At 66.3% G+C, this 20,413-nt stretch carries 18 protein-coding genes; 12 read left to right on the top strand and 6 right to left on the bottom strand.

Annotated features, from left to right (window positions below; genetic code table 11):
- Positions 1 to 22: 22 nt before the first annotated feature.
- Positions 23 to 1,333, bottom strand: coding sequence for a hypothetical protein (locus tag OXR00_RS01575; protein ID WP_267386278.1), 1,311 nt, complete (start codon positions 1,331 to 1,333; stop codon positions 23 to 25).
- Between the two features lie 176 nt (positions 1,334 to 1,509).
- On the opposite strand from OXR00_RS01575, the gene yaaA reads away from it, so the two are divergent.
- The 6 genes from yaaA (at position 1,510) to dinB (ending at position 7,942) form a co-directional block, all read left to right on the top strand.
- Positions 1,510 to 2,262, top strand: a complete 753-nt coding sequence (yaaA, locus tag OXR00_RS01570; protein WP_267386277.1) for a peroxide stress protein YaaA — start codon at positions 1,510 to 1,512, stop codon at positions 2,260 to 2,262.
- A complete protein-coding gene (locus OXR00_RS01565; protein WP_267386275.1) occupies positions 2,259 to 2,954 on the top strand; it encodes an SDR family NAD(P)-dependent oxidoreductase in 696 nt (231 codons plus the stop codon). Before yaaA ends, OXR00_RS01565 begins: the two co-directional genes overlap by 4 nt.
- A 99-nt stretch (positions 2,955 to 3,053) precedes the next feature.
- Positions 3,054 to 3,332 carry a hypothetical protein gene (locus tag OXR00_RS01560; RefSeq protein ID WP_242146165.1) on the top strand — a complete coding sequence of 93 codons (279 nt, stop codon included), beginning with the start codon at positions 3,054 to 3,056 and terminating at the stop codon, positions 3,330 to 3,332.
- 254 nt (positions 3,333 to 3,586) lie between these two features.
- Positions 3,587 to 6,346, top strand: a complete 2,760-nt coding sequence (gene gyrA / locus OXR00_RS01555) for a DNA gyrase subunit A (RefSeq protein WP_267386273.1) — start codon at positions 3,587 to 3,589, stop codon at positions 6,344 to 6,346.
- Positions 6,343 to 6,696: a DUF952 domain-containing protein gene (locus OXR00_RS01550; RefSeq protein WP_267386271.1), complete on the top strand. Its 354-nt coding sequence runs from the start codon at positions 6,343 to 6,345 to the stop codon at positions 6,694 to 6,696. The genes gyrA and OXR00_RS01550 overlap by 4 nt, the downstream gene beginning before the upstream one ends.
- 163 nt (positions 6,697 to 6,859) lie before the next feature.
- Positions 6,860 to 7,942: a DNA polymerase IV gene (gene dinB, locus OXR00_RS01545; RefSeq protein ID WP_267386270.1), complete on the top strand. Its 1,083-nt coding sequence runs from the start codon at positions 6,860 to 6,862 to the stop codon at positions 7,940 to 7,942.
- Positions 7,943 to 8,053: 111 nt separating this feature from the next.
- Here dinB and OXR00_RS01540 read toward each other — a convergent pair whose 3' ends face one another.
- From OXR00_RS01540 to OXR00_RS01530, 3 genes are all read right to left on the bottom strand, one after another.
- A complete protein-coding gene (locus OXR00_RS01540) occupies positions 8,054 to 8,521 on the bottom strand; it encodes a hypothetical protein (protein ID WP_267386269.1) in 468 nt (155 codons plus the stop codon).
- Positions 8,522 to 8,692: 171 nt separating this feature from the next.
- Entirely contained in the window at positions 8,693 to 8,899 is a 207-nt protein-coding gene (locus OXR00_RS01535) for a hypothetical protein (protein WP_267386267.1), read from the bottom strand.
- On the bottom strand, positions 8,896 to 9,912 hold the full coding sequence (locus OXR00_RS01530; RefSeq protein WP_267386265.1) for a bile acid:sodium symporter family protein: 1,017 nt from the start codon (positions 9,910 to 9,912) through the stop codon (positions 8,896 to 8,898). Before OXR00_RS01530 ends, OXR00_RS01535 begins: the two co-directional genes overlap by 4 nt.
- A gap of 254 nt (positions 9,913 to 10,166) precedes the next feature.
- On the opposite strand from OXR00_RS01530, the gene cysD reads away from it, so the two are divergent.
- Genes cysD through tyrS form a run of 6 tightly spaced genes read left to right on the top strand, consistent with a single transcriptional unit; the run spans position 10,167 to position 17,334 of the window.
- Positions 10,167 to 11,069 (top strand): sulfate adenylyltransferase subunit CysD, encoded by a 903-nt coding sequence (gene cysD / locus OXR00_RS01525; RefSeq protein WP_267386263.1) that lies wholly within the window; start codon positions 10,167 to 10,169, stop codon positions 11,067 to 11,069.
- The gene (cysN, locus tag OXR00_RS01520) at positions 11,069 to 12,994 is read left to right on the top strand and encodes a sulfate adenylyltransferase subunit CysN (RefSeq protein WP_267386262.1); all 1,926 of its coding nucleotides are present in this window, start codon (positions 11,069 to 11,071) and stop codon (positions 12,992 to 12,994) included. Before cysD ends, cysN begins: the two co-directional genes overlap by 1 nt.
- Positions 12,991 to 13,716 (top strand): 3'(2'),5'-bisphosphate nucleotidase CysQ, encoded by a 726-nt coding sequence (locus OXR00_RS01515; protein WP_267386261.1) that lies wholly within the window; start codon positions 12,991 to 12,993, stop codon positions 13,714 to 13,716. The genes cysN and OXR00_RS01515 overlap by 4 nt, the downstream gene beginning before the upstream one ends.
- A 37-nt stretch (positions 13,717 to 13,753) precedes the next feature.
- Complete coding sequence (locus OXR00_RS01510; RefSeq protein WP_267386260.1) at positions 13,754 to 14,593, top strand: CoA ester lyase; 840 nt, start codon at positions 13,754 to 13,756, stop codon at positions 14,591 to 14,593.
- Entirely contained in the window at positions 14,590 to 16,080 is a 1,491-nt protein-coding gene (locus tag OXR00_RS01505; protein WP_267386259.1) for an AMP-binding protein, read from the top strand. The genes OXR00_RS01510 and OXR00_RS01505 overlap by 4 nt, the downstream gene beginning before the upstream one ends.
- 12 nt (positions 16,081 to 16,092) lie before the next feature.
- Complete coding sequence (gene tyrS, locus OXR00_RS01500; RefSeq protein ID WP_267386258.1) at positions 16,093 to 17,334, top strand: tyrosine--tRNA ligase; 1,242 nt, start codon at positions 16,093 to 16,095, stop codon at positions 17,332 to 17,334.
- A 386-nt stretch (positions 17,335 to 17,720) separates the two neighbouring features.
- Here the strand turns inward: tyrS and greB are convergent, their stop codons facing one another.
- Together greB and OXR00_RS01490 are read right to left on the bottom strand one after the other, a co-directional pair.
- Positions 17,721 to 18,212: a transcription elongation factor GreB gene (greB, locus tag OXR00_RS01495; RefSeq protein WP_267386257.1), complete on the bottom strand. Its 492-nt coding sequence runs from the start codon at positions 18,210 to 18,212 to the stop codon at positions 17,721 to 17,723.
- A gap of 15 nt (positions 18,213 to 18,227) precedes the next feature.
- A complete protein-coding gene (locus tag OXR00_RS01490) occupies positions 18,228 to 20,225 on the bottom strand; it encodes a lytic transglycosylase domain-containing protein (protein WP_267386256.1) in 1,998 nt (665 codons plus the stop codon).
- Positions 20,226 to 20,413 lie beyond the last annotated feature (188 nt).

Here is a 20,413-nt window from a genome sequence, read left to right as displayed (position 1 = left end):
CGGCCTCTCGATCAACCGTCGCTTATGCCGCGACGGGCGGCGAAGCGAGCCAGGTCATCCACAGCTTGGCGATCTCGGAATTGGGTGACGTCGTCACCTTCATCAGCGTCGCCTTGGCATTTTCCTTGTCACCACCCAGCGCCTGCGCGATGCCGAGGTGGAGGTTCAGGCGATCCATGTCCGCCACGCCCTTTGTCGCGGCAAGCGTGTAGAGCTGCGCGGCCTTCGCGTAGTTGCGCTCACCAAGGTATGCGTCACCAGCCTGCGAGGCGAGATCGCCCTTGGCAGCCGCGGCGGCAGCCTTTTCCTGCGCGGCAAGCGGCTTGTCCGAGGCAATCGACTCGCTGGCCTGCTTGGCGATGTCCGTCGCAGTTGCGTTGCCGGCGGGGATAATCTTCGAATCGAAGCCTTCCTTGATGACCGCTTTGGCTTCGGTCGGCAGACCGATCTTGTTCGACGCGTCGGCGTAGTCGATATATTCCTTCGCACCGGCAAGCGAGTTGGTCACGCGCATCAGGCGGTACAGATCGATCCGGTTGCGATCGTTCATGCGGGTGGCACCCGGGCCCGAGAAGCCGAACGTGTAGATCACCGTCCGCCAGTTTTCCTTCGTGCCGTAGTCGGCAAGCCACATCTGCGTCCAGGTGTTGGTCTGCTCCGGCAGATTGGCCTTGATCGCGTGCGACACGGCATATTTGTACCAATCCTGCGGCGGCTTGCGGCCGGCTGCCTGCTCGGCCTTCACGGCCGTGCCGAGTTCGGCGATACCGCCGGCGACGTCACCCGCTTCGACCTTTGCGCGCGCGAGGTTGAGTGCCAGATCGTCCTTGTTGTAGCCGAGGCTGCGTGCCGAGGCGAAGAGCGTCGCCGCCTTGGCATAGTCCTTGTTGTTGTAGGCGATCGTGCCGCGAATGTAGGTGAACTGCGCCTTTTCCGCCTGCGGCGTGATCGAGTTGGCGATCAGCGCGTTGAGCGGATCGGCGAGCACCATGTCGTTACGCTGGTTCTCCGGCATCGCCTGCATCTTGTTGTTGAGCACCTGCAGGCGCATCTTGGCGATGATATAGCGGTCCGATTCGTTCTTCGCGGCGGCATCGGCCTCGGTCAGCTTCGCTTCGGCGGTCGCGAGATCGGGCGGCGTCGCGGCGAGCGCGGTCTGCACCGCCATCAGCGACGGACGCGCCTCGTTCGACAGGTTCTTTGGGTTGAAGCCTTCGGCCGGCGCGGCTTCCACGGGCTCTTTCTTCTTCGCACCGGCGGGAAGCGCGATCACCGTGCTGCCAAGGCCGAGCATGAGCGCCCCGGCAATCGCAATCCTCGAAACACCCTGCATCTAAAATTCTCCTAAAGTGCGGCATAAGCCGATCGCCGCGCCGCTCTACCATAGCCTTCGTCGCGTTCAAGCGACCGCGCGTATCCCGGCATCTGGCCGGTGCGGGCTGAACAACGGTTGAACTCGCGTGCGGCTCCCTTTGACGCTTCGCGCGTGCACCGCTACCCGCTCGAGCCATGATCGCCCTGCTCTCCCCCGCCAAGACGCTCGATTACGACAGCGTGATTCCCGACCTCAAGCCGACGCGTCCGCGCTTCGCTGAGGAGGCCGGCACGCTCGCCGCCGCCGCGTCACGGCTCAGCCAGAAGAAGCTGGCGGAGCTGATGCACATCTCTCCCAAACTCGCCAAGCTGAACGCCGATCGCTTCGCCGCGTTCGAGAGCAACCCGGAGCGGCCGGCGCTGTTCGCCTTCGCTGGCGACGTTTACACCGGGTTGGAGGCGAAAACGCTTGAAGAGCCAGCGATCCGCTTCGCGCAGGATCATGTGCGGATGCTGTCCGGCTTGTACGGGCTGCTCCGCCCGCTCGACCTGATGAAGCCGTACCGTCTCGAAATGGGCACGCGCTGGGCACCGCGCCGCAAGAGCTTGGTCGAATGGTGGGGCGACCGCGTCGCGGCGCTGGTCCGAGAGGATGTCGCGACGGAGGGTTCGGGCGTGGTGCTGAACCTTGCCAGTCAGGAATATTACGCAGCCGTCGACGGGCGGCTCGGCGAAATCCGCGTGATCGACGTGGATTTTCGTGAGCCCGGCCCGGATGGCCCGCGTTTCGTCAGCTTTCACGCCAAACGCGCGCGCGGCCTGGTCGCGCGCTGGCTGTGCGAGCATCGCATCACCAAGGTGGAAGACGTGAAGGGCTTCGACAGCGACGGGTACCGGTTCGATCCTGACGAGAGCGACGACAACCGCTGGCGGTTCTTGCGGTCGTGAGCAGCGCGGTCGTCATCGGAGCCTCGGGCGGGATCGGCGCGGCACTGGTGCGCGCGCTGGAGGACGAGGGCACGTTCGACGTGGTGCACGGCTTTGCGCGTGCCTTCGAGGGCGCGTATCATTTCGACCTGGAAGACGAGGCGAGCATCGCCGCCGCTGCCGCCACCGTCGCGAAGGGGCCGGCGCCGACGCTGATCCTCGTCGCCACGGGCCTGCTGCACGACGATACGCATGGTCCGGAAAAGGCGCTGGGCGATCTCGACCCGGCATGGCTGGCGCGCAACTTCGCAATCAACGCGATCGGCCCGGCGATCGTCGCCAAGCATTTCCTGCCGCTGCTGCCGCAGGGTGGGCGTGCGCTGTTTGGCGTGTTGTCGGCACGGGTGGGGAGCATCACCGACAACCGGCTCGGCGGATGGTACGGCTATCGCGCGTCCAAGGCGGCGCTAAACATGCTGGTGCGGACGATCGCGATCGAGGAGAAGCGCCGCAACCCCCGCGCGATCGTGGTGGCATTGCATCCGGGCACGGTCGACACCGCGCTGTCGAAGCCCTTCCAGGGCAACGTCGCTGCCGGGCATCTGTTCGATGCGGACCGCGCGGCGGTGCAGTTGCTCGACGTGATCGACGGCATCAAGGTGCCCGATACGGGCAAGCACTTCGCCTGGGACGGCGCCGAAATCGCTCCATGACACAAACGTCATTTGCGGTTCGGCATATCCGGAGCAGAATAGGCCCAGACCGGGCCTGAGGCGTGCATCCACGTCGACCCGCGTCGGAGGAGACCTGATATGAAGATTCTCACCCCGCTGTTCGCCGTCGCCGCGCTGGTCGGCAGCCAAGCCGCCATCGCCGCACCCACCGGCCAGATGACCGCCACCAAGACCACCGTCACCACCGCCAAGCCGATGGCGACGACGAACAAGACCACCGTGGCCAAGACCACGAAGATGACCAAGGCCACCAAGACCACCGGCGGCCGCATGGTCACCACCAAGACGGCAAGCGGCAAGACTATCACCTACGATTGCTCGAAGGCCGGCAACGCCAGCAAGAAGGCGTGCAAGTAAGCACCGTATTTTCTCTCATTCACCCGGCACCGGCCGAGATCCAGTTACGGAGCGCGCGTCCCGTGACGTCGCGCTCCGTAACTTTACCCGACGGAACTGGACCCCGCCCTTCACCGGGGACAAAGCATTTGGCGAAAATACCGCTACACCCCGCCCCCTCGCGTGCGCGGGCGCGCGTGCAGGTCGCGCGTGACAGGGGTGGCCGGCTCGGCTAGGGTTCGTCATCCAAACGAAACAATCCCGGAAGACCAATCTTGACCGACGAGACGATGCTCGCCGACCCATCGGACATTTCCCCGATCTCGATCGTCGAGGAAATGAAGACCTCGTACCTCGATTATGCGATGAGCGTGATCGTGGCGCGCGCGCTGCCCGACGTGCGCGACGGCCTGAAGCCGGTGCACCGCCGCATCCTCTATTCGGCGCAGGAGAGCGGCTTCCACTATAACCGGCCCTATCGCAAATCGGCGCGCATCGTCGGTGACGTGATCGGTAAATACCATCCGCACGGCGACAGCTCGATCTACGAAGCGCTGGCGCGAATGACGCAGGACTGGGCGATGCGCCTGCCGCTGATCGACGGCCAGGGCAACTTCGGCTCGATGGACCCGGATCCGCCCGCCGCGATGCGCTATACCGAGGCGCGTCTCGCCAAGGCGGCGAGCTTCCTCATGCAGGATCTCGACAAGGATACCGTCGATTTCGTGCCGAACTACGACGGTTCCGAAAGCGAACCGTCGGTGCTCCCTGCCCGCTTCCCCAATCTGCTCGTCAACGGTGCGGGCGGCATTGCGGTCGGCATGGCGACCAACATCCCGCCGCACAATCTCGGCGAGGTCATCACCGCCTGCCTCGCCTATATGGACGACGGCGCGATCACGACCGAGCAGTTGATGGAGATCGTGCCGGGCCCGGACTTCCCGACCGGGGCGATCATCCTAGGCCGCGCGGGCTGCCGCTCAGCCTACGAAACCGGGCGTGGCTCGGTGATTGTGCGCTCGCGCTACACGATCGAGGAAGCGCGCGGTGACCGCCGCTCGATCGTGCTGACCGAAATCCCGTTCCAGCAGGGCAAGAACGCGCTGGTCGAAAAGATCGCCGAGGCCGCCAAGGACAAGCGCATCGAAGGCGTCAGCGATATTCGCGACGAATCGAGCCGTCATGGCGTGCGCGTCGTCATCGATCTCAAGCGCGATGCCACCGCCGACGTGGTGCTCAACCAGTTGTGGCGGCATACGCCGGCGCAGGGGTCGTTCCCGGCCAACATGCTGGCGATCCGCGGCGGCCGCCCCGAACTGCTCAACCTGCGCGACTTCATTCAGGCGTTCATCCAGTTCCGCGAACAGGTCATCACCCGCCGCTCGAAGTTCGAGCTGAACAAGGCGCGCGAGCGGGCGCATATCTTGCTCGGCCTCGTCATCGCGGTGACCAACCTCGACGAGGTGGTGCGGATCATCCGGGGATCGGCCTCGCCAGCGGAAGCACGCGCAAAGCTGATCGCGCGCGACTGGCCGTCGAGCGAGATCCTGCCGTACCTCAAGCTGGTCGAGGCGTTCGACGTCGAGGCGACCGGCGACAGCTACCGCCTGTCCGAAATCCAGGTCCGCGCGATCCTCGATCTGCGGCTGCACCGCCTCACCGCGCTCGGCCGCGACGAGATCGGTGACGAGCTGAAGGGGCTGGCCGATTCGATCGCCGAGCTGCTCGAAATCCTCGGCAACCGCGTGCGCCTATACGAAGTGATGCGCGAGGAACTGGTCGCGGTGCGCGACGAGTTCGCCACGCCGCGCCGAACCGAGATCGCCGCCGCCGCCGACGGGATCGACGACGAGGATCTGATCGAGCGCGAGGACATGGTCGTCACCGTGACGATGCAGGGCTATATCAAGCGCACCACGCTCGACACGTTCCGCTCGCAGGCACGCGGCGGCAAGGGTCGCGCGGGCATGGCGACCAAGGACGAGGATGTCGTCACCAACCTGTTCGTCACCTCGACGCACACGCCGGTGCTGTTCTTCTCGACGCTCGGCAAGGTCTACCGCATGAAGGTGTGGAAGCTGCCCGAGGGCGGCGCCGCCACGCGCGGACGGCCGATGATCAACCTGCTGCCGCTGGCCGAGGGGGAGGTCATTTCGACCGTGCTGCCGCTGCCGGAGGACGAGACCGAGTGGAGCGCGCTCCACGTCATGTTCGCGACCGCCAAGGGTAACGTTCGTCGCAACTCGATGGACCTGTTCACCAACGTGCCGACCGCCGGCAAGATCGCCATGAAGTTCGAGGGCGAGGACGAGGACGACCGACTGATCGGCGTCGCGCTCCTTGACGAGAGTGACGACGTGCTGCTCGCGACACGGCAGGGCAAGGCGATCCGCTTTGCCGCCGATGATGTGCGGGAGTTCCAGAGCCGCAACTCGACCGGCGTGCGCGGAATGCGCCTCGGCGCTGGCGACGAGGTGATTTCCTTGTCCACGCTGCACCGCGTCGGCGCGACTCCAGAGGAGCGGGAGACCTATCTGCGCTTCGCGCCGTGGAAGGGCGAGAAGGAAGGCGAGCCGAGCCTGGAACAGGCGCGCTACGACGAACTGGTGTCGCGCGAGCAGTTCATCCTCACCGTCTGCGCGAACGGCTATGGCAAGCTGTCGAGCGCCTATGATTACCGGCGTTCGGGCCGTGGCGGGCAAGGCATCACCAACATCGACAATATCGGCCGCAACGGTCCGGTGGTGGCGAGCTTCCCGGCATCCAAGGGCCATCAGTTGATGCTGGTGACCGATCAGGCCAAGCTGATCCGCATGTCGCTCGGTTCGCTGCGCGTTATCAGCCGCAACTCGGCGGGCGTGCGGCTGTTCGATGTGGCCAACAACGAGCATGTCGTTTCGGCCGCGCGGATCGAGGAAACCGAAGGCGAGGCCGAGGCCGACGTGCGCGATCCGCTCGCCCCGTTGGAAGTCGCGCCGGACGATGGCGCGATCGTCGGTGAGGATTCGATCGCTGGACCGGAGGATGGCGAATGAGCGAACAGCCGATGACCGCCTACAAGGTGCTGACCGCCGCGCAGATGGCGGAGCTGGAAACGGGCAGCTTCGCCGGCGCGCCGATTGATCTGGAGGATGGCTACATCCACTTGTCGACCGCCGCGCAAGTGACTGAAACGGTCGACAAGCATTTCGCCGATCAGCACAATCTTCACATCGCCGCAGTCGACCTTGAAGCGCTGGGCGATGCGGTGAAGTGGGAGGCATCGCGCGGTGGCGCGCTGTTCCCGCACCTGTATGGTGGCCCGCTGCTGCTGGAAACGGTGGTTGCCTATGGCCCGCTGACCCGCCATGACGACGGCAGCGTGGCGTTGCCGGTGGCCGGTTGAGCTGCCCCCGTTAAGCTCCCCCGGCGCAGGCCGGGGCTCAGGTACGGAACGCAGGTAAACTGGCCGTAGCGTTCCCGCGCGATAGAGTTCCCATCTGAGGGCCGGGGACGCGCTAACGCTTGCGAGCGTTCCCTTTTCGTTCGGGGCTCGCTATACCGCCCGCATGGACTCGGCCGCCGTCCGCAAAATTATCCACATCGACATGGATGCGTTTTTCGCGTCCGTAGAGCAGCGCGATAATCCAGCGTTGCGCGGCCTGCCGGTCGCGGTCGGCTCCGCCTCGGCGCGCGGGGTGGTGGCAGCGGCGAGTTACGAGGCGCGGGTGTTCGGCGTGAAATCCGCACTGCCCTCGGTGACCGCGCTCAGGCGTTGCCCAGATCTGGTGTTCGTGCGGCCGCGCTTCGACGTCTACAAATCGGTTTCACGGCAGATCCACGCGATCTTCGCCGAGTTCACGCCCGTCATCCAGCCGCTGTCGCTGGACGAGGCGTACCTCGACGTCACCGCCAATCCGCGCAACCTGCCGACCGCATGGGCGACCGCCAAGGCGATCCGCGCGCGTATTCTGGAGGACACCGGCCTCACCGCCTCCGCCGGCATTTCATACAACAAGTTCCTCGCCAAGCTCGCCTCGGACCACCGCAAGCCTAACGGCCAGTTCGCGGTGACGCCGGACATGGGCGCGGCGTGGGTCGAAACGCTGCCGGTGTCACGCTTCCACGGCGTCGGCCCGGTCACCGCGCGGAAAATGGCATCGCTCGGCATCGAAACGGGGGCGGACCTGCGCGCCAAATCGCACGCCTTCCTCGCCCGCCATTTCGGCAGTTCGGCGGACTGGTATCACGCGATCGCGCGTGGGATCGATCACCGTCCGGTTAACCCGGACCGGGTGCGTAAATCCTCCGGCTCCGAAACCACCTTTCGCAGCGACCGCACCGAACCTGCCGAGGTCGAGGCGGGTGTGCTGGAGATGGCGGACGACGTGTGGGAATGGTGCGAGGCCGCACAGGCGTTCGGCCGTACCGTGACGGTGAAGGTGAAATATAACGACTTCCAGCAGATCACCCGCAGCCGCAGCGCCACCCGCCCGGTGCGCAGCCGCGACGATCTCCATGCCGCCGCGCTTGCGCTGGTGCGATCGGTGTTGCCGACCGACAAGGGTATCCGGCTGGTCGGCGTGACGGTCTCGAATTTTGAGGCCGCTGAGGACAATACGCTGCCGCTGTTCGACGCCGTCAGTGACTAGACTTCGAACTCGGTGACCGCCGCCCGCTGACCGAGCGCGGCGAAACCATGCAGCCGGCAGAACGGACGCGCCGATTGCGTGCAGCAATCCGACCTAGTCGCTCAGTCTGTATCAGGGCACCGACACCGGCGCGGGGAGCTGCCTCGGGAATTGCGCGAACAGCGCATCCGCCAGTTTTCCGGCGACCGCTTCGGGCGTTCCTGCGCGGGTGCCGTCGACCTGCGCCGTCACCGCGCTGCCGCTCCAGACCGGATGATTGTCGCTGCGCACGAGAAACGTGACCTTGAGTTCGGTGACGATCAATCCGTGGAGTTGATCGTCTTTCTTCGGCAGACCCACTGCCAGCCCCGTACCCCAGTTCGACACTCCGAAGGCGGGTCGAGACTTGGTGCCGGACGTCACCGCGCCACGCACGGTGTGGGTCACGACGACCGTCGCGACGTACCGGCTGTGGCTGGGCTTCGGCAGCGGGGTAAAGCCTGCGCGCAAGATCGCAGCTTGAACCGCATCGACAAACGCGGGCTCGCTCTGCGCGGGTGTTGCGGCGTCGGCAGGCTCGATCGTAAAGGTGCCTGGCATGACATCGTTCGCCTCCGATGCCGATGACACAGCGAGCGCAGCAGTCGCTCCAGCGGAAATCAATAACAAGAACATCGACTTGCCTCGTGACTTTGAGAGCGGTGATGCGGCGTATCGGTCGCTACACCCGGATTCAGTTCGGGATCGTCGCTCGACGATGTACCCTCCTCCTCAGGGATCAAGCGATTGTGCGCCGGTCCGGACCGCGACATGGACCAGCACAGCGGTCGAAAGCAGCACGGTCGACACCAGCCCCGCGATCGAGATCAGCCCGCCGCTCGTCACTTTCACCGTTGCACTCAGCCCCGCGTATCGACCAAGCGCCAGTGTCACGTTGGCGCGGTGGTGGGCGGGTCTTCGGCCAGGCTTCCTGTTCATGCCGGTGCAACGCCGCTGCGGCCCTCGGGTTCATCGCTGCCCGTCATAACCGCGTCCGCGCGCGCGCCATAACGCCGGGCTAGCGTCGCGCAGACGAACAACTGCGCCTGATGAAACAGCATCAGCGGCAGGACGATCAGGCCGACCGCGTGGCCGGGGAACAGGATCGCCGCCATCGGGATGCCGCCCGCCATGCTCTTCTTGGAGCCGCAGAACACGATGGCGATCTCGTCCTGTGTCGAGAAGCCGAGGCGGCGGCTGACGACGGTGGTCGCGGCCAGTACGAACGCGAGGATGGCAAGATCGACAGCCAGCACCGCAACGATGCTCGACGGTGAAAGCTGATACCAGATGCCAGCGACCATGCCCGCACTGAACGCGGCGTACACCACCACCAGCACCGATCCCCGGTCTACCACCATCGTCAGCAGCGGGTGACGCAGCAGCCACGCACCGATCAACGGGCGCAGCGCCTGCCCGACGACGAAGGGCAGCAGGATCTGCATGGCGATATCCTCCAGCGCGCCAAGCGAGAAGCCACCGCTTGCCACCGGCAACAGCTGCGACACGAGGATCGGCGTGATGATAACGCCGAGCATGTTCGAAAGCGACGCGGCGCATAGCGCGCCCGCCACGTTACCGCGCGCGATCGACGTGAACGCGATCGAGGACTGTACGGTCGAGGGCAGCAGACACAGGAACAGCAGCCCCGCGCGCACCTCGCTCGACAATATGCCGCGGAAGGCGAATGTAACGGCGAGGCCGACAAGCGGGAACAGCAGATAGGTGCTGGCAAAGATCAGCGCCTGCAACCGCCAATGCGACAGCCCGCGCCAGATCGCCTCGGGCTTCAATCGCGCGCCGTAGAACAGGAACAGCGCCGCCACCGCGACGTTGACGCCGCGATCGACCCAGATCGCCGCATCGCCCCGCGCGGGCAGCACAGCGGCAAGCACGACGGTGGCGATCAGCAACAGCAGGTACCGGTCAACCCGGCGGAACATGGCAAACATGGCAGAAATCCTTCCCCTCGGCCCGCGCCGCGTTCGATCGCGGCGGACAGGCGAAGTGTCGACGCGCATGTACGGTCCGCGCTGAGGGCATACAATGCGATAGCCGCGCCAGCGATCATCGCATATCGTGAGGCCATGATTTTGTGGCTCCAACCTAGCTGCGGTTGGGCGGCCCCTAGAAACGCTCGCTTGCCGAAATCCGCCGCACACCGACTTAGGCGTACTCTATCCTCTTCGCGCAATCGGAACCCCGTGTGACCACCCTCACCCATCTGCAACGGCTTGAATCGGAAGCCATCCACATCCTGCGCGAAGTCGTCGCCGAGGCGGAGAAGCCGGTGATGCTGTACAGCGTCGGCAAGGATTCGGCGGTGATGCTGCACCTTGCGAAGAAGGCGTTCTACCCCGCGCCGCCGCCGTTCCCGCTGCTTCATGTCGACACCACCTGGAAGTTCCAGGAGATGTACCGCCTACGCGACCGTGCCGCCGCCGAGGCGGGAATGGAGCTGCTGGTCTATCAGAACCCGGAGGCCAAGGCGCAGGGCATTAACCCGTTCGATCACGGCCCGCTCCACACCGACATGTGGAAGACCGAGGGGTTGAAGCAGGCGCTCGACCTGTACGGCTTCGATGCGGCGTTCGGCGGCGCGCGGCGCGATGAGGAGAAGAGCCGCGCCAAGGAACGCATCATCTCGTTCCGCACCGCCTCGCACCGCTGGGACCCGAAGGCGCAGCGCCCCGAACTGTGGCACCTCTACAACGTCCGCAAGGCCAAGGGCGAGAGCATGCGGGTGTTCCCGATCTCGAACTGGACCGAGCTCGACATCTGGCAGTACATCCATCTCGAGGACATCGAGATCGTGCCGCTGTATTTCTCCGCGCCGCGCCCGACGGTGGAGCGGGACGGCATGCTGCTGATGGTCGACGACGACCGCTTCCGCCTCGCGCCGGGTGAGGAGCCGGTAATGCGCTCGATCCGCTTCCGCACGCTCGGCTGCTATCCGCTCACCGGCGCGGTGGAGAGCGAGGCGACGACGCTACCGGAGGTGATCCAGGAGATGCTGCTCACCACCACCAGCGAACGCCAGGGCCGCGCGATCGACAAGGATGGGGGCGACGCCAGCATGGAGAAGAAGAAGCAGGAGGGGTATTTCTGATGACGCCCGCCGAAACGATCTACCGAACCGACGACCTCATCGCCGCCGACATCGACGCGTATCTCGACGTGCATCAGCATAAGACGATGCTGCGGTTCATCACCTGCGGCTCGGTCGATGACGGCAAGTCCACGCTGATCGGGCGGTTGCTGTACGACGCCAAGATGATCTTCGAGGACCAGCTCGCCACGCTGGAGGCGGACAGCAAGCGTGTCGGCACGCAGGGTGGCGAGATCGACTTCGCGCTGCTGGTCGATGGCCTCGCTGCCGAGCGCGAACAGGGCATCACCATCGACGTTGCCTACCGCTTCTTCGCGACCGAAAAGCGCAAGTTCATCGTCGCAGATACGCCCGGCCACGAGCAGTATACCCGCAACATGGTGACCGGCGCCTCCACCGCCGACCTCGCGGTGATCCTGATCGACGCGCGCAAGGGCGTGCTGACCCAGACGCGGCGGCATTCGTACCTCGCGCACCTGATCGGCATCCGCAACATCGTGCTGGCGGTGAACAAGATGGATCTGGTCGGCTACGATCAGGCGACGTTCGACGCGATCGTCGCGGATTACGCCGCCTTTGCCAAGTCGATCGGCATCGATGCGTTCGTCGCGATGCCGATCTCGGGCTTCAAGGGCGACAACATCACCGCCGCCAGCGCCAACACGCCGTGGTACACCGGGCCGTCGTTGATGGAGCACCTCGAAACCGTCGCGGTCGATGCGACGGTCGATGCCGCCAAGCCGTTCCGCATGCCGGTGCAATGGGTCAACCGCCCCAACCTCGATTTCCGCGGGTTCGCCGGGCTGATCGCGAGCGGGCGGGTGCGGCCCGGGGATGCGATCCGCGTGCTGCCCTCCGGCAAGACCTCAACCGTCAAGCGCATCGTCACCGCCGATGACGATCTTGACGAAGCGGTGGCGGGCCAGTCGGTGACGCTGACGCTCGCCGACGAGGTGGATTGCTCGCGCGGCGATGTGATCGCCGCCGCCGATGCGCCGCCGCAGGTCGCCGACCAGTTCGAGGCGACGATCGTGTGGATGGACGAGGCGCCGCTGCTGCCCGGTCGTGCCTATTGGCTCAAGATCGGCAGCCAGACCGTCTCCGCGACGGTGCAGCAGCCGAAATATCAGGTCAACGTCAATACCATGGAGCAACTCGCCGCCAAGACGCTCGATCTCAACGCAATCGGCGTGGCCAACCTCACCACCGACCGGCCGATCCCGTTCGAGCCGTACGCGGCCAATCGCGATTTGGGCGGCTTCATCCTGATCGACAAGATGACCAACGCCACGGTCGCGGGCGGGATGATCCACTTCAGCCTGCGCCGCGCCGACAACATCCACTGGCAGGCGGTCGACGTCAGCCGCGCCGCGCACGCCAAGCAGAAGTGGCAGCAGCCGCGCCTCGTCTGGCTGACCGGCCTGTCCGGATCGGGCAAATCGACGATCGCCAATATCGTCGAGAAGAAGCTGTACGCGCTTGGCAAGCACAGTTTCCTGCTCGACGGCGACAATGTGCGGCATGGCCTCAACAAGGATCTCGGCTTCACCGATGCCGACCGGGTAGAGAATATCCGCCGCGTGGGCGAGGTCGCCAAGCTGATGACCGATGCCGGGCTGATCGTCATCACCGCGTTCATTTCACCATTTCGCTCCGAACGCGACATGGTGCGCGCGATGCTGCCGGCGGGCGAGTTCATAGAGGTGCATGTCGACACCCCGCTCGCAGAAGCCGAGGCACGCGACGTCAAGGGCCTCTACAAAAAGGCGCGCGCCGGCGAGTTGCGCAATTTCACCGGTATCGACAGCCCGTACGAGCCACCCGAACACCCCGAGATCCGCATCGACACTACCCGAATGACTGCCGAACAGGCCGCCGACCTGATCGTCGAACAGATCGTCGGCATCTGGAGCCCCGACCTGTGAACGACGCCGAACTCGCCGCGCATCTCGCCAAAACCGCCGGGCGCATCCTGCTCGAAGTTCGCGCGAGCGGCGTGCTGACCGGCAAGGCGCTGGGGGTGGCGGGCGATCACACCGCCAACCAGTTCCTAGTCCATGCGATCCGCAGCGCACGGCCAGACGACGCGCTGCTTTCGGAAGAGATGCAGTGCGACGGCAGCCGCATCGGCCAATCGCGCGTGTGGATCATCGATCCGGTCGACGGCACGCGCGAATATGGCGAGGCGCGCGCCGACTGGGCGGTGCACGTTGCGCTGGCGATCGACGGCGTGGCAAGCGTCGGCGCGGTCGCACTGCCCGGGCTCGGCGTCGTGTTGCACAGCGACCGCCCCGCACCGGTGCCGCCCGCCCCGCCCGTGTTGCGGATGGTGGTCAGCCGCAGCCGCCCCGCGCCGGAAGCGGTGATGGTGGCGGAACGGCTCGGCGCGGAGCTGGTGCCGATGGGGTCCGCCGGCGCCAAGGCGATGGCGGTAGTGCGCGGCGAGGCGGACATCTACCTCCATTCCGGCGGCCAGTACGAATGGGACAATGCCGCACCGGTGGCGGTGGCGGCGGCGCACGGCCTGCATTGCTCGCGCATCGACGGCAGCCCGCTCGTCTACAATCAGACCGACGTGTACCTGCCCGATCTGCTGATCGCGCGGCACGACCACGCCGCCACGGTGCTGGCGCTGCTGCGCGGCTGAGCTTGCCAAGCGGGGCGACCGGGGCCAATCGGGCGGGATGACACAGCCGATCCGCCCGCGCCGCTCGATGCTCTACGTCCCCGGCGACAAGCCGCGCGCACTGGAGAAAGCCAGGACGCTGGCGTGCGATGCGATCATCTTCGATCTGGAGGATGCGGTGGCCCCGGAGAACAAGGCGCAAGCCCGCGAGGCGATCGCCGAGGCGGTAAGCGCCGGCGGCTACGCCACGCGCGAACTGATCCTGCGGGTAAGCGCGCCCGACAATGCCGACGATCTCGCGCTGGCGGCGGCGCTGCCGATCCACGGCGTGCTGTTACCCAAGGTCGAGACGCCTGCCACCATCACGAGCGTCGCGAGCACCTGCCCGCACCCAATCTGGTGCATGATCGAGACCCCACTTGGCGTGCTACGCGCGAGCGAGATCGCCGCCGCGTCCGATCGGCTCGCCGGGTTCGTCGCCGGCACCAACGATCTTACCAAGGACCTGCGCGCGCGGCATACGCCCTCCCGCACGCCGCTGCTCACCGCACTGTCGCTGATGGTGCTGGCGGCGCGGGCCTACGGCCTGGCGGTGATCGACGGCGTGCATCTCGATCTCGACGATCTCGCCGGGTTCGAGGCGGCGTGCCGGCAGGGCGTGGAGCTCGGCTTCGACGGCAAATCTTTGGTTCACCCCAACTCGATCGATATCGCCAACCGCATGTTCGGCCCCGCGCCCGAGGAGATCGCCCAGGCCCGCCGCATCGTCGCCGGCTGGGCGGAGGCGCGCACGCAGGGGTTGGGCGTGGCGCGGATCGACGGCGCGATGGTCGAGCAGCTCCATGTCGACGCCGCCGAACGGCTGCTCGCGCTGGCCGACGTGATCGCGCGGACATGACCAACATCTCCGACCTGCTCCACGCCGCCGACGCTGCGGCAGGCGAGCGCACCGCGCTGGTCTGCGAGGGCGAACGCTGGAGCTATGCCGAGCTATGGGCGGCGGCAGGTGGCGCGGCGAGGCTGTTCCGCGACAGCGGCGCGCAGTACGTCGCGCTGCTCGACGGCAACGGCGCAGCGGGCGTGATCGCGCTGTTCGGCGCGGCGGTCGCCGGATTGCCGTACGCCCCACTCAACTACCGCCGAAGCGACGCCGATCTGCGCGCGCTGGTTTTCCGCATCGCGCCGGCGTACCTGATTGTCGGCGACGGCCACACCGCCCCGCCGGGCGCGACCGTAATCGGTAGCACCACCTTCGTGGCCGCCGCGCGGCAAGCCACCCCGTTGCACACCCACACCGGCGACGGCGTGGCGGTGCAGATCTTCACCAGCGGTACCACCGGCGCGCCCAAGGCGGCATTGCTCCACCACGCGCACCTGCTCGCCTATATCGCCGCCACCGCCGCGCCGCTGCCGGCGGCCGCGCACGAAGGTTCGCTGGTCAGCGTGCCGCCCTATCACGTCGCCAACATCGTCGCGCTACTTACCGCGATCAACGCGCGGCGGCGGCTGATCCTGCTCCCCGCCTTCGACACCGAGGCGTGGCTGGCCCTCGCCGTGGCCGAAGCGCCGACCTACGCCTTCCTCGTGCCGACCATGCTTGCGCGTATCCTCGACCGGATCGATGATACCGCACCACTCGCCTCGCTCACCGCGATCTCGTACGGCGCGGGGCGGATGCCGGCGGATCTGCTCGACCGTGCGCTTACCCGTTTCCCGCTCGTGCGCTTCACCAACGCCTATGGCCTGACCGAAACCAGCGCGACGATCTGCTCGCTCAGCCCCGAAGATCATCGCACCGCTCATGCCGCAACCGATCCGGCGATCCGCGCACGCCTGCGATCGGCTGGGCGACCGCTGCCCGGCATCGACATCGCCATCCGCGACGCTGCCGGCGCCCCCCTGCCCGCCGGCCAGCGTGGCGAGGTCTACGCGCGTGGCGCGCAGGTGTCGGGCCTGTACCACGATCGCGATGCGCGCGATGCGGACGGCTGGTTCGCCACGCGCGATCTCGGCTGGCGCGATGCCGATGGCTATCTGTTCCTAGAAGGCCGCGCCGACGACGTGATCGTGCGCGGCGGCGAGAATATCTCGCCCGGCGAAATCGAAGATGCCTTGCTCGCCCATCCCGCCATCGCCGACGCCTGCGCGGTCGGCCTGCCGTCGCCCGAATGGGGCGAGACGATTGGCGTGGCGCTGGTGCTGCACCCCGGCCACGCCGCCCCGCCCGACGACGCGATCCGCGCGCATGTCCGCACGCGGCTGCGCTCCTCTCGCGTGCCGGAACGGATCGCGGTGCTCGATACGCTGCCCTATAACGAAATCGGCAAGCTGCTGCGGCGAGAAGTGCGCGCGTCCCCCCTACTCAGGAGCCGCGAGACCCTGTAAGCGGCGCAGACCATGACCGATTACAGCTCCGATCTGCTCCGCCTGCTGTCCGCGCGCGGCTATATCCACCAGGTGACCGACGCGCACGGCCTCGACGCGCTTGCGGCGAAGCAGATCGTGCCCGGCTATATCGGTTTCGACCCGACCGCGCCGTCGCTCCACGTCGGCAGCCTCGTCCAGATCATGATGCTGCGCCGGCTCCAGCAGGCCGGGCACAAGCCGGTCGTGCTGATGGGCGGCGGCACCGGCAAGATCGGCGATCCCTCGTTCAAGGACGAGGCGCGCAAGCTGCTTACCGACGATACGATCACCAGCAACGTCGCTTCGATCAAGCGCGTGTTCGAACGTTTCCTCACCTTCGGTGACGGGCCTTCGGATGCGGTGATGGTCGATAACGCCGACTGGCTCGACAAGCTCGAATATATCCCGTTCCTGCGCGAGATCGGCCAGCATTTCTCGATCAACCGGATGCTCAGTTTCGATTCGGTCAAGCTGCGGCTCGACCGCGAGCAGTCGCTGAGCTTCCTCGAATTCAACTATATGATTTTGCAAGGTTATGACTTTCTCGAACTGTCGCGCCGTTCGGGTGTGCGGTTGCAGATGGGCGGATCGGACCAGTGGGGTAATATCGTTAACGGTATCGAACTCACCCGCCGCGTCGCCGGCGAGACGGTGTACGGCCTGACCACCCCGCTCATCACCACCGCGGACGGCGCCAAGATGGGCAAGACGATGTCGGGCGCGGTGTGGCTCAACGAGGATGCGCTGCCGGCGTATGATTACTGGCAGTTCTGGCGCAACACGCAGGACGCCGATGTCGGCCGTTTCCTGCGGCTGTTCACCGACCTGCCGCTCGACGAGATCGCCCGGCTCGAAGCGCTGCAAGGCGCCGAGATCAACGACGCCAAGAAGATCCTCGCCGACGCCGCCACCGCGCTGTGCCGTGGCGAAGCCGCCGCCGCCGAGGCTGGCGAAACCGCGCGCCGCACCTTTGAGGAAGGCACCGCCGGCGACGCGCTGCCGACGTTTACGGTCGAAGGCGGCAGCATCGCCATTCTCGATGCGCTCGTCGCCCTCGGCCTGGTCGCATCGAAGGGCGAGGCCAAGCGGCTCATCAAGGGCGGCGGCGCACGCGTCGGTGACGACAAGGTGACCGATGAGACGCTGATCGTGACGGTCGGCGCCGCGCCAGTGCGGATCGCTGCGGGCAAGAAGCACCACGGGTTGCTCGTTGCTTCCGTGCCGTCAGCGTGAAGCACGGTTGAACAGCTTCGTTTTTCCGCAAGGTTCGGGACCGCCGTCTAGCGTCGATGCGGGTCAGGGAAACGAGGCAGCGACGATGTGCCAAGCAGCACGGGCCGGCTAGTAAGCACGCGGGCAGCCGCGCGACGCGCTGGAACATCCCGCATACGCGCGACCGCTGACGACGTCGCGGACTGTGGCTGCTGGTCGTGGCGCGCTGCGACCACATGGTCGGCGTGGATGAGCGGCTGCGGGTGATGCTGCCGATCATCGGAGAAGTGTCCGGCGTGGTGTGCGGAGGCGCTCGGTGAACGGATCGGCTGCGAACGCGATGCACCGAGCGGCGCACTAGGCTATTACCAGATGCTGCGAAAGGTGGGCCGCCGCGGACTGACGCGTCAGGCGCGCGCCTCGGGATAGTCAATTGCGATCACTTCATACTCTCGCTCGCCTGCCGGCAACGTCACTCGGCGCAGATCGCCCACCGTGCTCCCCCGCAAGGCGCGTGCGAGCGGTGCGTTCCAGCCGATCTTGCCGGCACCGGCATCGGTTTCATCGTCGCCGACCAGCGTCAGGTCGCGCTCGTTATCATCTTCATCGGCAATGGTGACGGTCGCGCCGAACCACACCCGGCTGCGATCGGCCTGTGCCGAGGGATCGACGATCTTCGCCGCCTTCATCCGCCGCGCGAGGAAGCCCAACCGTCGGTCGATCTCGCGCAGCCGCTTGCGGCCATAGATGTAATCGCCATTCTCAGACCGGTCGCCATTGCCCGCCGCCCAGGAGATCACGTCAACCAGCTTGGGCCGCTCGTCCCCCAACAGCGCGTCATACTCGGCGCGCAGCACCGCGTACCCTGACGGCGTGATGTAATTGGGGCGGTCGGTCATCGCGCGTGCGGAGGCTCAGCCCGGCCGGCCCTTGCCAAGATACCAGCTGATCCGGTTCGCGCCGGTCGAGCGCGCGTGTTGCGGGTTCATTAGATCGTACACTACCGCATTTTCCAGCACGCGCTGAACGTAGTTCTTGGTCTCGTAGATCGGGATCGCCTCGATCCAGTCTACGATGTCGACGCTGCCGGTGCGTGGGTCGCCATTGGCGCGCAACCACTTGTTCACGTTGCCCGGCCCGGCATTGTACGCGGCGACCGCCAACGGGTAGCTGCCATACAGATTGAAGATTCGCGCGAAATAGCTCGACCCCACCATGATGTTGTAATCGGTGTCGGTGGTCAGGCTGCCGGCATTGTAGCCGAGGCCGAGCTTCGTCGCGGTTTCGCGCGCGGTGCCCGGCATCAGCTGCATCAGCCCGCGCGCGCCGGCATGGCTGATCGCGGCGCGGTCGAACTGACTTTCCTGCCGCGCGATGGCATGGATCATCACCCAGTTGTCGTTGGCGCTGGCCGGCACGCGCACGGTCGGGAAACCGACTGTCGAATAATCGCTGAGACCGTTCTGAAGCGCGCTGCGCCCGACCATCACGCCGAGATCGGGGCGGCACAGCGTGCGCGACAATTCGGTGGCGAGGACGTGATCGCTGTCGCTCTTCGCGTCGATCGCAATCTGGCGGACGAACGCGCTCTGATCCTCCCAGTCGCCGGCGGTGCCGAGATATTGCGCGGCGCGCACCACTTCGCGGCCGTAGAAAGCATCGCGCGCGCTCGCATCGACCGGACGCATCACCGGTGCACCGGGTGCGGTCAGCGCGCGGCCCAGCCGCTCGGTGGCAAGCTGCCCGTAAAACAGATCGGGGGAGCCCGCAGCCTGCGTGTAATAGCTTGTCGCGACATCGCGCTGCCCCGCCGCCTCCGCAGCGCGACCCGCCCAGTACAGACCCTTGGACTGCGTGGTCGGCGTCTTCGAGGCATGGGCATACCGGGCGAACAGCGCCACTGCATCCGCCGGGCGGCCAAGCTGCTTCAGCGCGGTATAGCCGGCCAGCCAGACGAGGCTGGTATAATCGTCGCGCTCGCCATACGGCTGCGCGCTGACATCGGTGCCGAGCGGGTAGGCGTCATCCACCTGCCGCGCGATATCGTAGGCGGTGGCATATTGCGCGTCCGCCGCCGCGCCCTTGGCATTCGCGAGCAGCACTTCGTACCACTCCTCGACATTGCCCGGTCGTGTCGCCAGCGCCGGGCGTCGCGCCAGCAACTCGCGCGCGCCGAAGCCGCCGTTGTTACGCAACCACGTCGCGCGATCCGCCAGCCAGCCGGGATCGGCCGCGCCATAGGCTTGCGTTGCGATCGCCTGCGACGGCGCATCGGCCGCGTTGGTACGAAACGCCAGCCGCGCCGTGAACACCGGGCGACGCGTATAGCTGGTCAGCGCAAGCTGGCGCTGCGCCGCCGACGTCGCGCCCTGCCACAAGAGCGCATCCATACGCGCATCGTGATCCGCCGGCGTCAGCGCACCCGAGAAGCCGGAAATGATCGCCGCCTCGTCGTTCACGGACAAGTTGCCCGACACCCAGGCATTGCGCGCCGCAACGTTGGCCTCGTCACGGTAGCCGGCAGCGGCAAGGCTCTGCGCGAACCGCACCTTGCCGGCGGCGGTCAGCGGCGGAAAGCGGCGGAAGAACGCCACCGTGGTGCTTGGCGAGACCGGCGTCGTGCCGTCAAGCGTGCGTTCAGCGGCGCGCCGCAGCGCCATCTCGGCGGGCCAGCCAGGATGCGCGATGAGGAAATTGGCGTAGGTTTCGAACGGATAACCGCTGGTCTGCTGGAGCGACTTCCACTGCGCGATCGCCGCTGATAATGCCGCGCTCTGGGCCGGATATTGCTGCTGCGTCAGCGCCTGTGTGGCGCGACCCCAGCCGAGCTGCTCCTGCGCACTCCCGGCAACCGCCAGCGCGCCGGATGCACCGGCGGCCAGCAAAGCGATTTTGACGACACTTGGAACCATTCGCGACTTATAAGCGAAACACGCTAACCTGTCTCGTATCAAACGCGAAAACTGCGGTGGGCGGTTGAGCCGGGCACAGCCGCCGGCCAGATGCGATCAGCCGTACACCGTGTCGCCCAACCACCCCGCTATGGCGCCGCGACCATCGCGGGGCTGACGGCCGAGACGACAACGCTCCGACCATCAGC

Source organism: Sphingomonas sp. GC_Shp_3 (assembly GCF_026540945.1).
Classification (GTDB): Bacteria; Pseudomonadota; Alphaproteobacteria; order Sphingomonadales; family Sphingomonadaceae; genus Sphingomonas.
This window is presented reverse-complemented; position numbering and strand designations above follow the sequence as displayed.

Bases quoted from the DNA above. Each gene is read 5' to 3' on its own strand.
- OXR00_RS01575 (WP_267386278.1), bottom strand. From the start codon at position 1,333: ATGCAGGGTGTTTCGAGGATTGCGATTGCCGGGGCGCTCATGCTCGGC.
- yaaA (WP_267386277.1), top strand. From the start codon at position 1,510: ATGATCGCCCTGCTCTCCCCCGCCAAGACGCTCGATTACGACAGCGTG.
- OXR00_RS01560 (WP_242146165.1), top strand. From the start codon at position 3,054: ATGAAGATTCTCACCCCGCTGTTCGCCGTCGCCGCGCTGGTCGGCAGC.
- OXR00_RS01550 (WP_267386271.1), top strand. From the start codon at position 6,343: ATGAGCGAACAGCCGATGACCGCCTACAAGGTGCTGACCGCCGCGCAG.
- dinB (WP_267386270.1), top strand. From the start codon at position 6,860: ATGGACTCGGCCGCCGTCCGCAAAATTATCCACATCGACATGGATGCG.
- OXR00_RS01540 (WP_267386269.1), bottom strand. From the start codon at position 8,521: ATGCCAGGCACCTTTACGATCGAGCCTGCCGACGCCGCAACACCCGCG.
- OXR00_RS01535 (WP_267386267.1), bottom strand. From the start codon at position 8,899: ATGAACAGGAAGCCTGGCCGAAGACCCGCCCACCACCGCGCCAACGTG.
- OXR00_RS01530 (WP_267386265.1), bottom strand. From the start codon at position 9,912: ATGTTTGCCATGTTCCGCCGGGTTGACCGGTACCTGCTGTTGCTGATC.
- cysN (WP_267386262.1), top strand. From the start codon at position 11,069: ATGACGCCCGCCGAAACGATCTACCGAACCGACGACCTCATCGCCGCC.
- OXR00_RS01510 (WP_267386260.1), top strand. From the start codon at position 13,754: ATGACACAGCCGATCCGCCCGCGCCGCTCGATGCTCTACGTCCCCGGC.
- OXR00_RS01505 (WP_267386259.1), top strand. From the start codon at position 14,590: ATGACCAACATCTCCGACCTGCTCCACGCCGCCGACGCTGCGGCAGGC.
- tyrS (WP_267386258.1), top strand. From the start codon at position 16,093: ATGACCGATTACAGCTCCGATCTGCTCCGCCTGCTGTCCGCGCGCGGC.
- greB (WP_267386257.1), bottom strand. From the start codon at position 18,212: ATGACCGACCGCCCCAATTACATCACGCCGTCAGGGTACGCGGTGCTG.
- OXR00_RS01490 (WP_267386256.1), bottom strand. From the start codon at position 20,225: ATGGTTCCAAGTGTCGTCAAAATCGCTTTGCTGGCCGCCGGTGCATCC.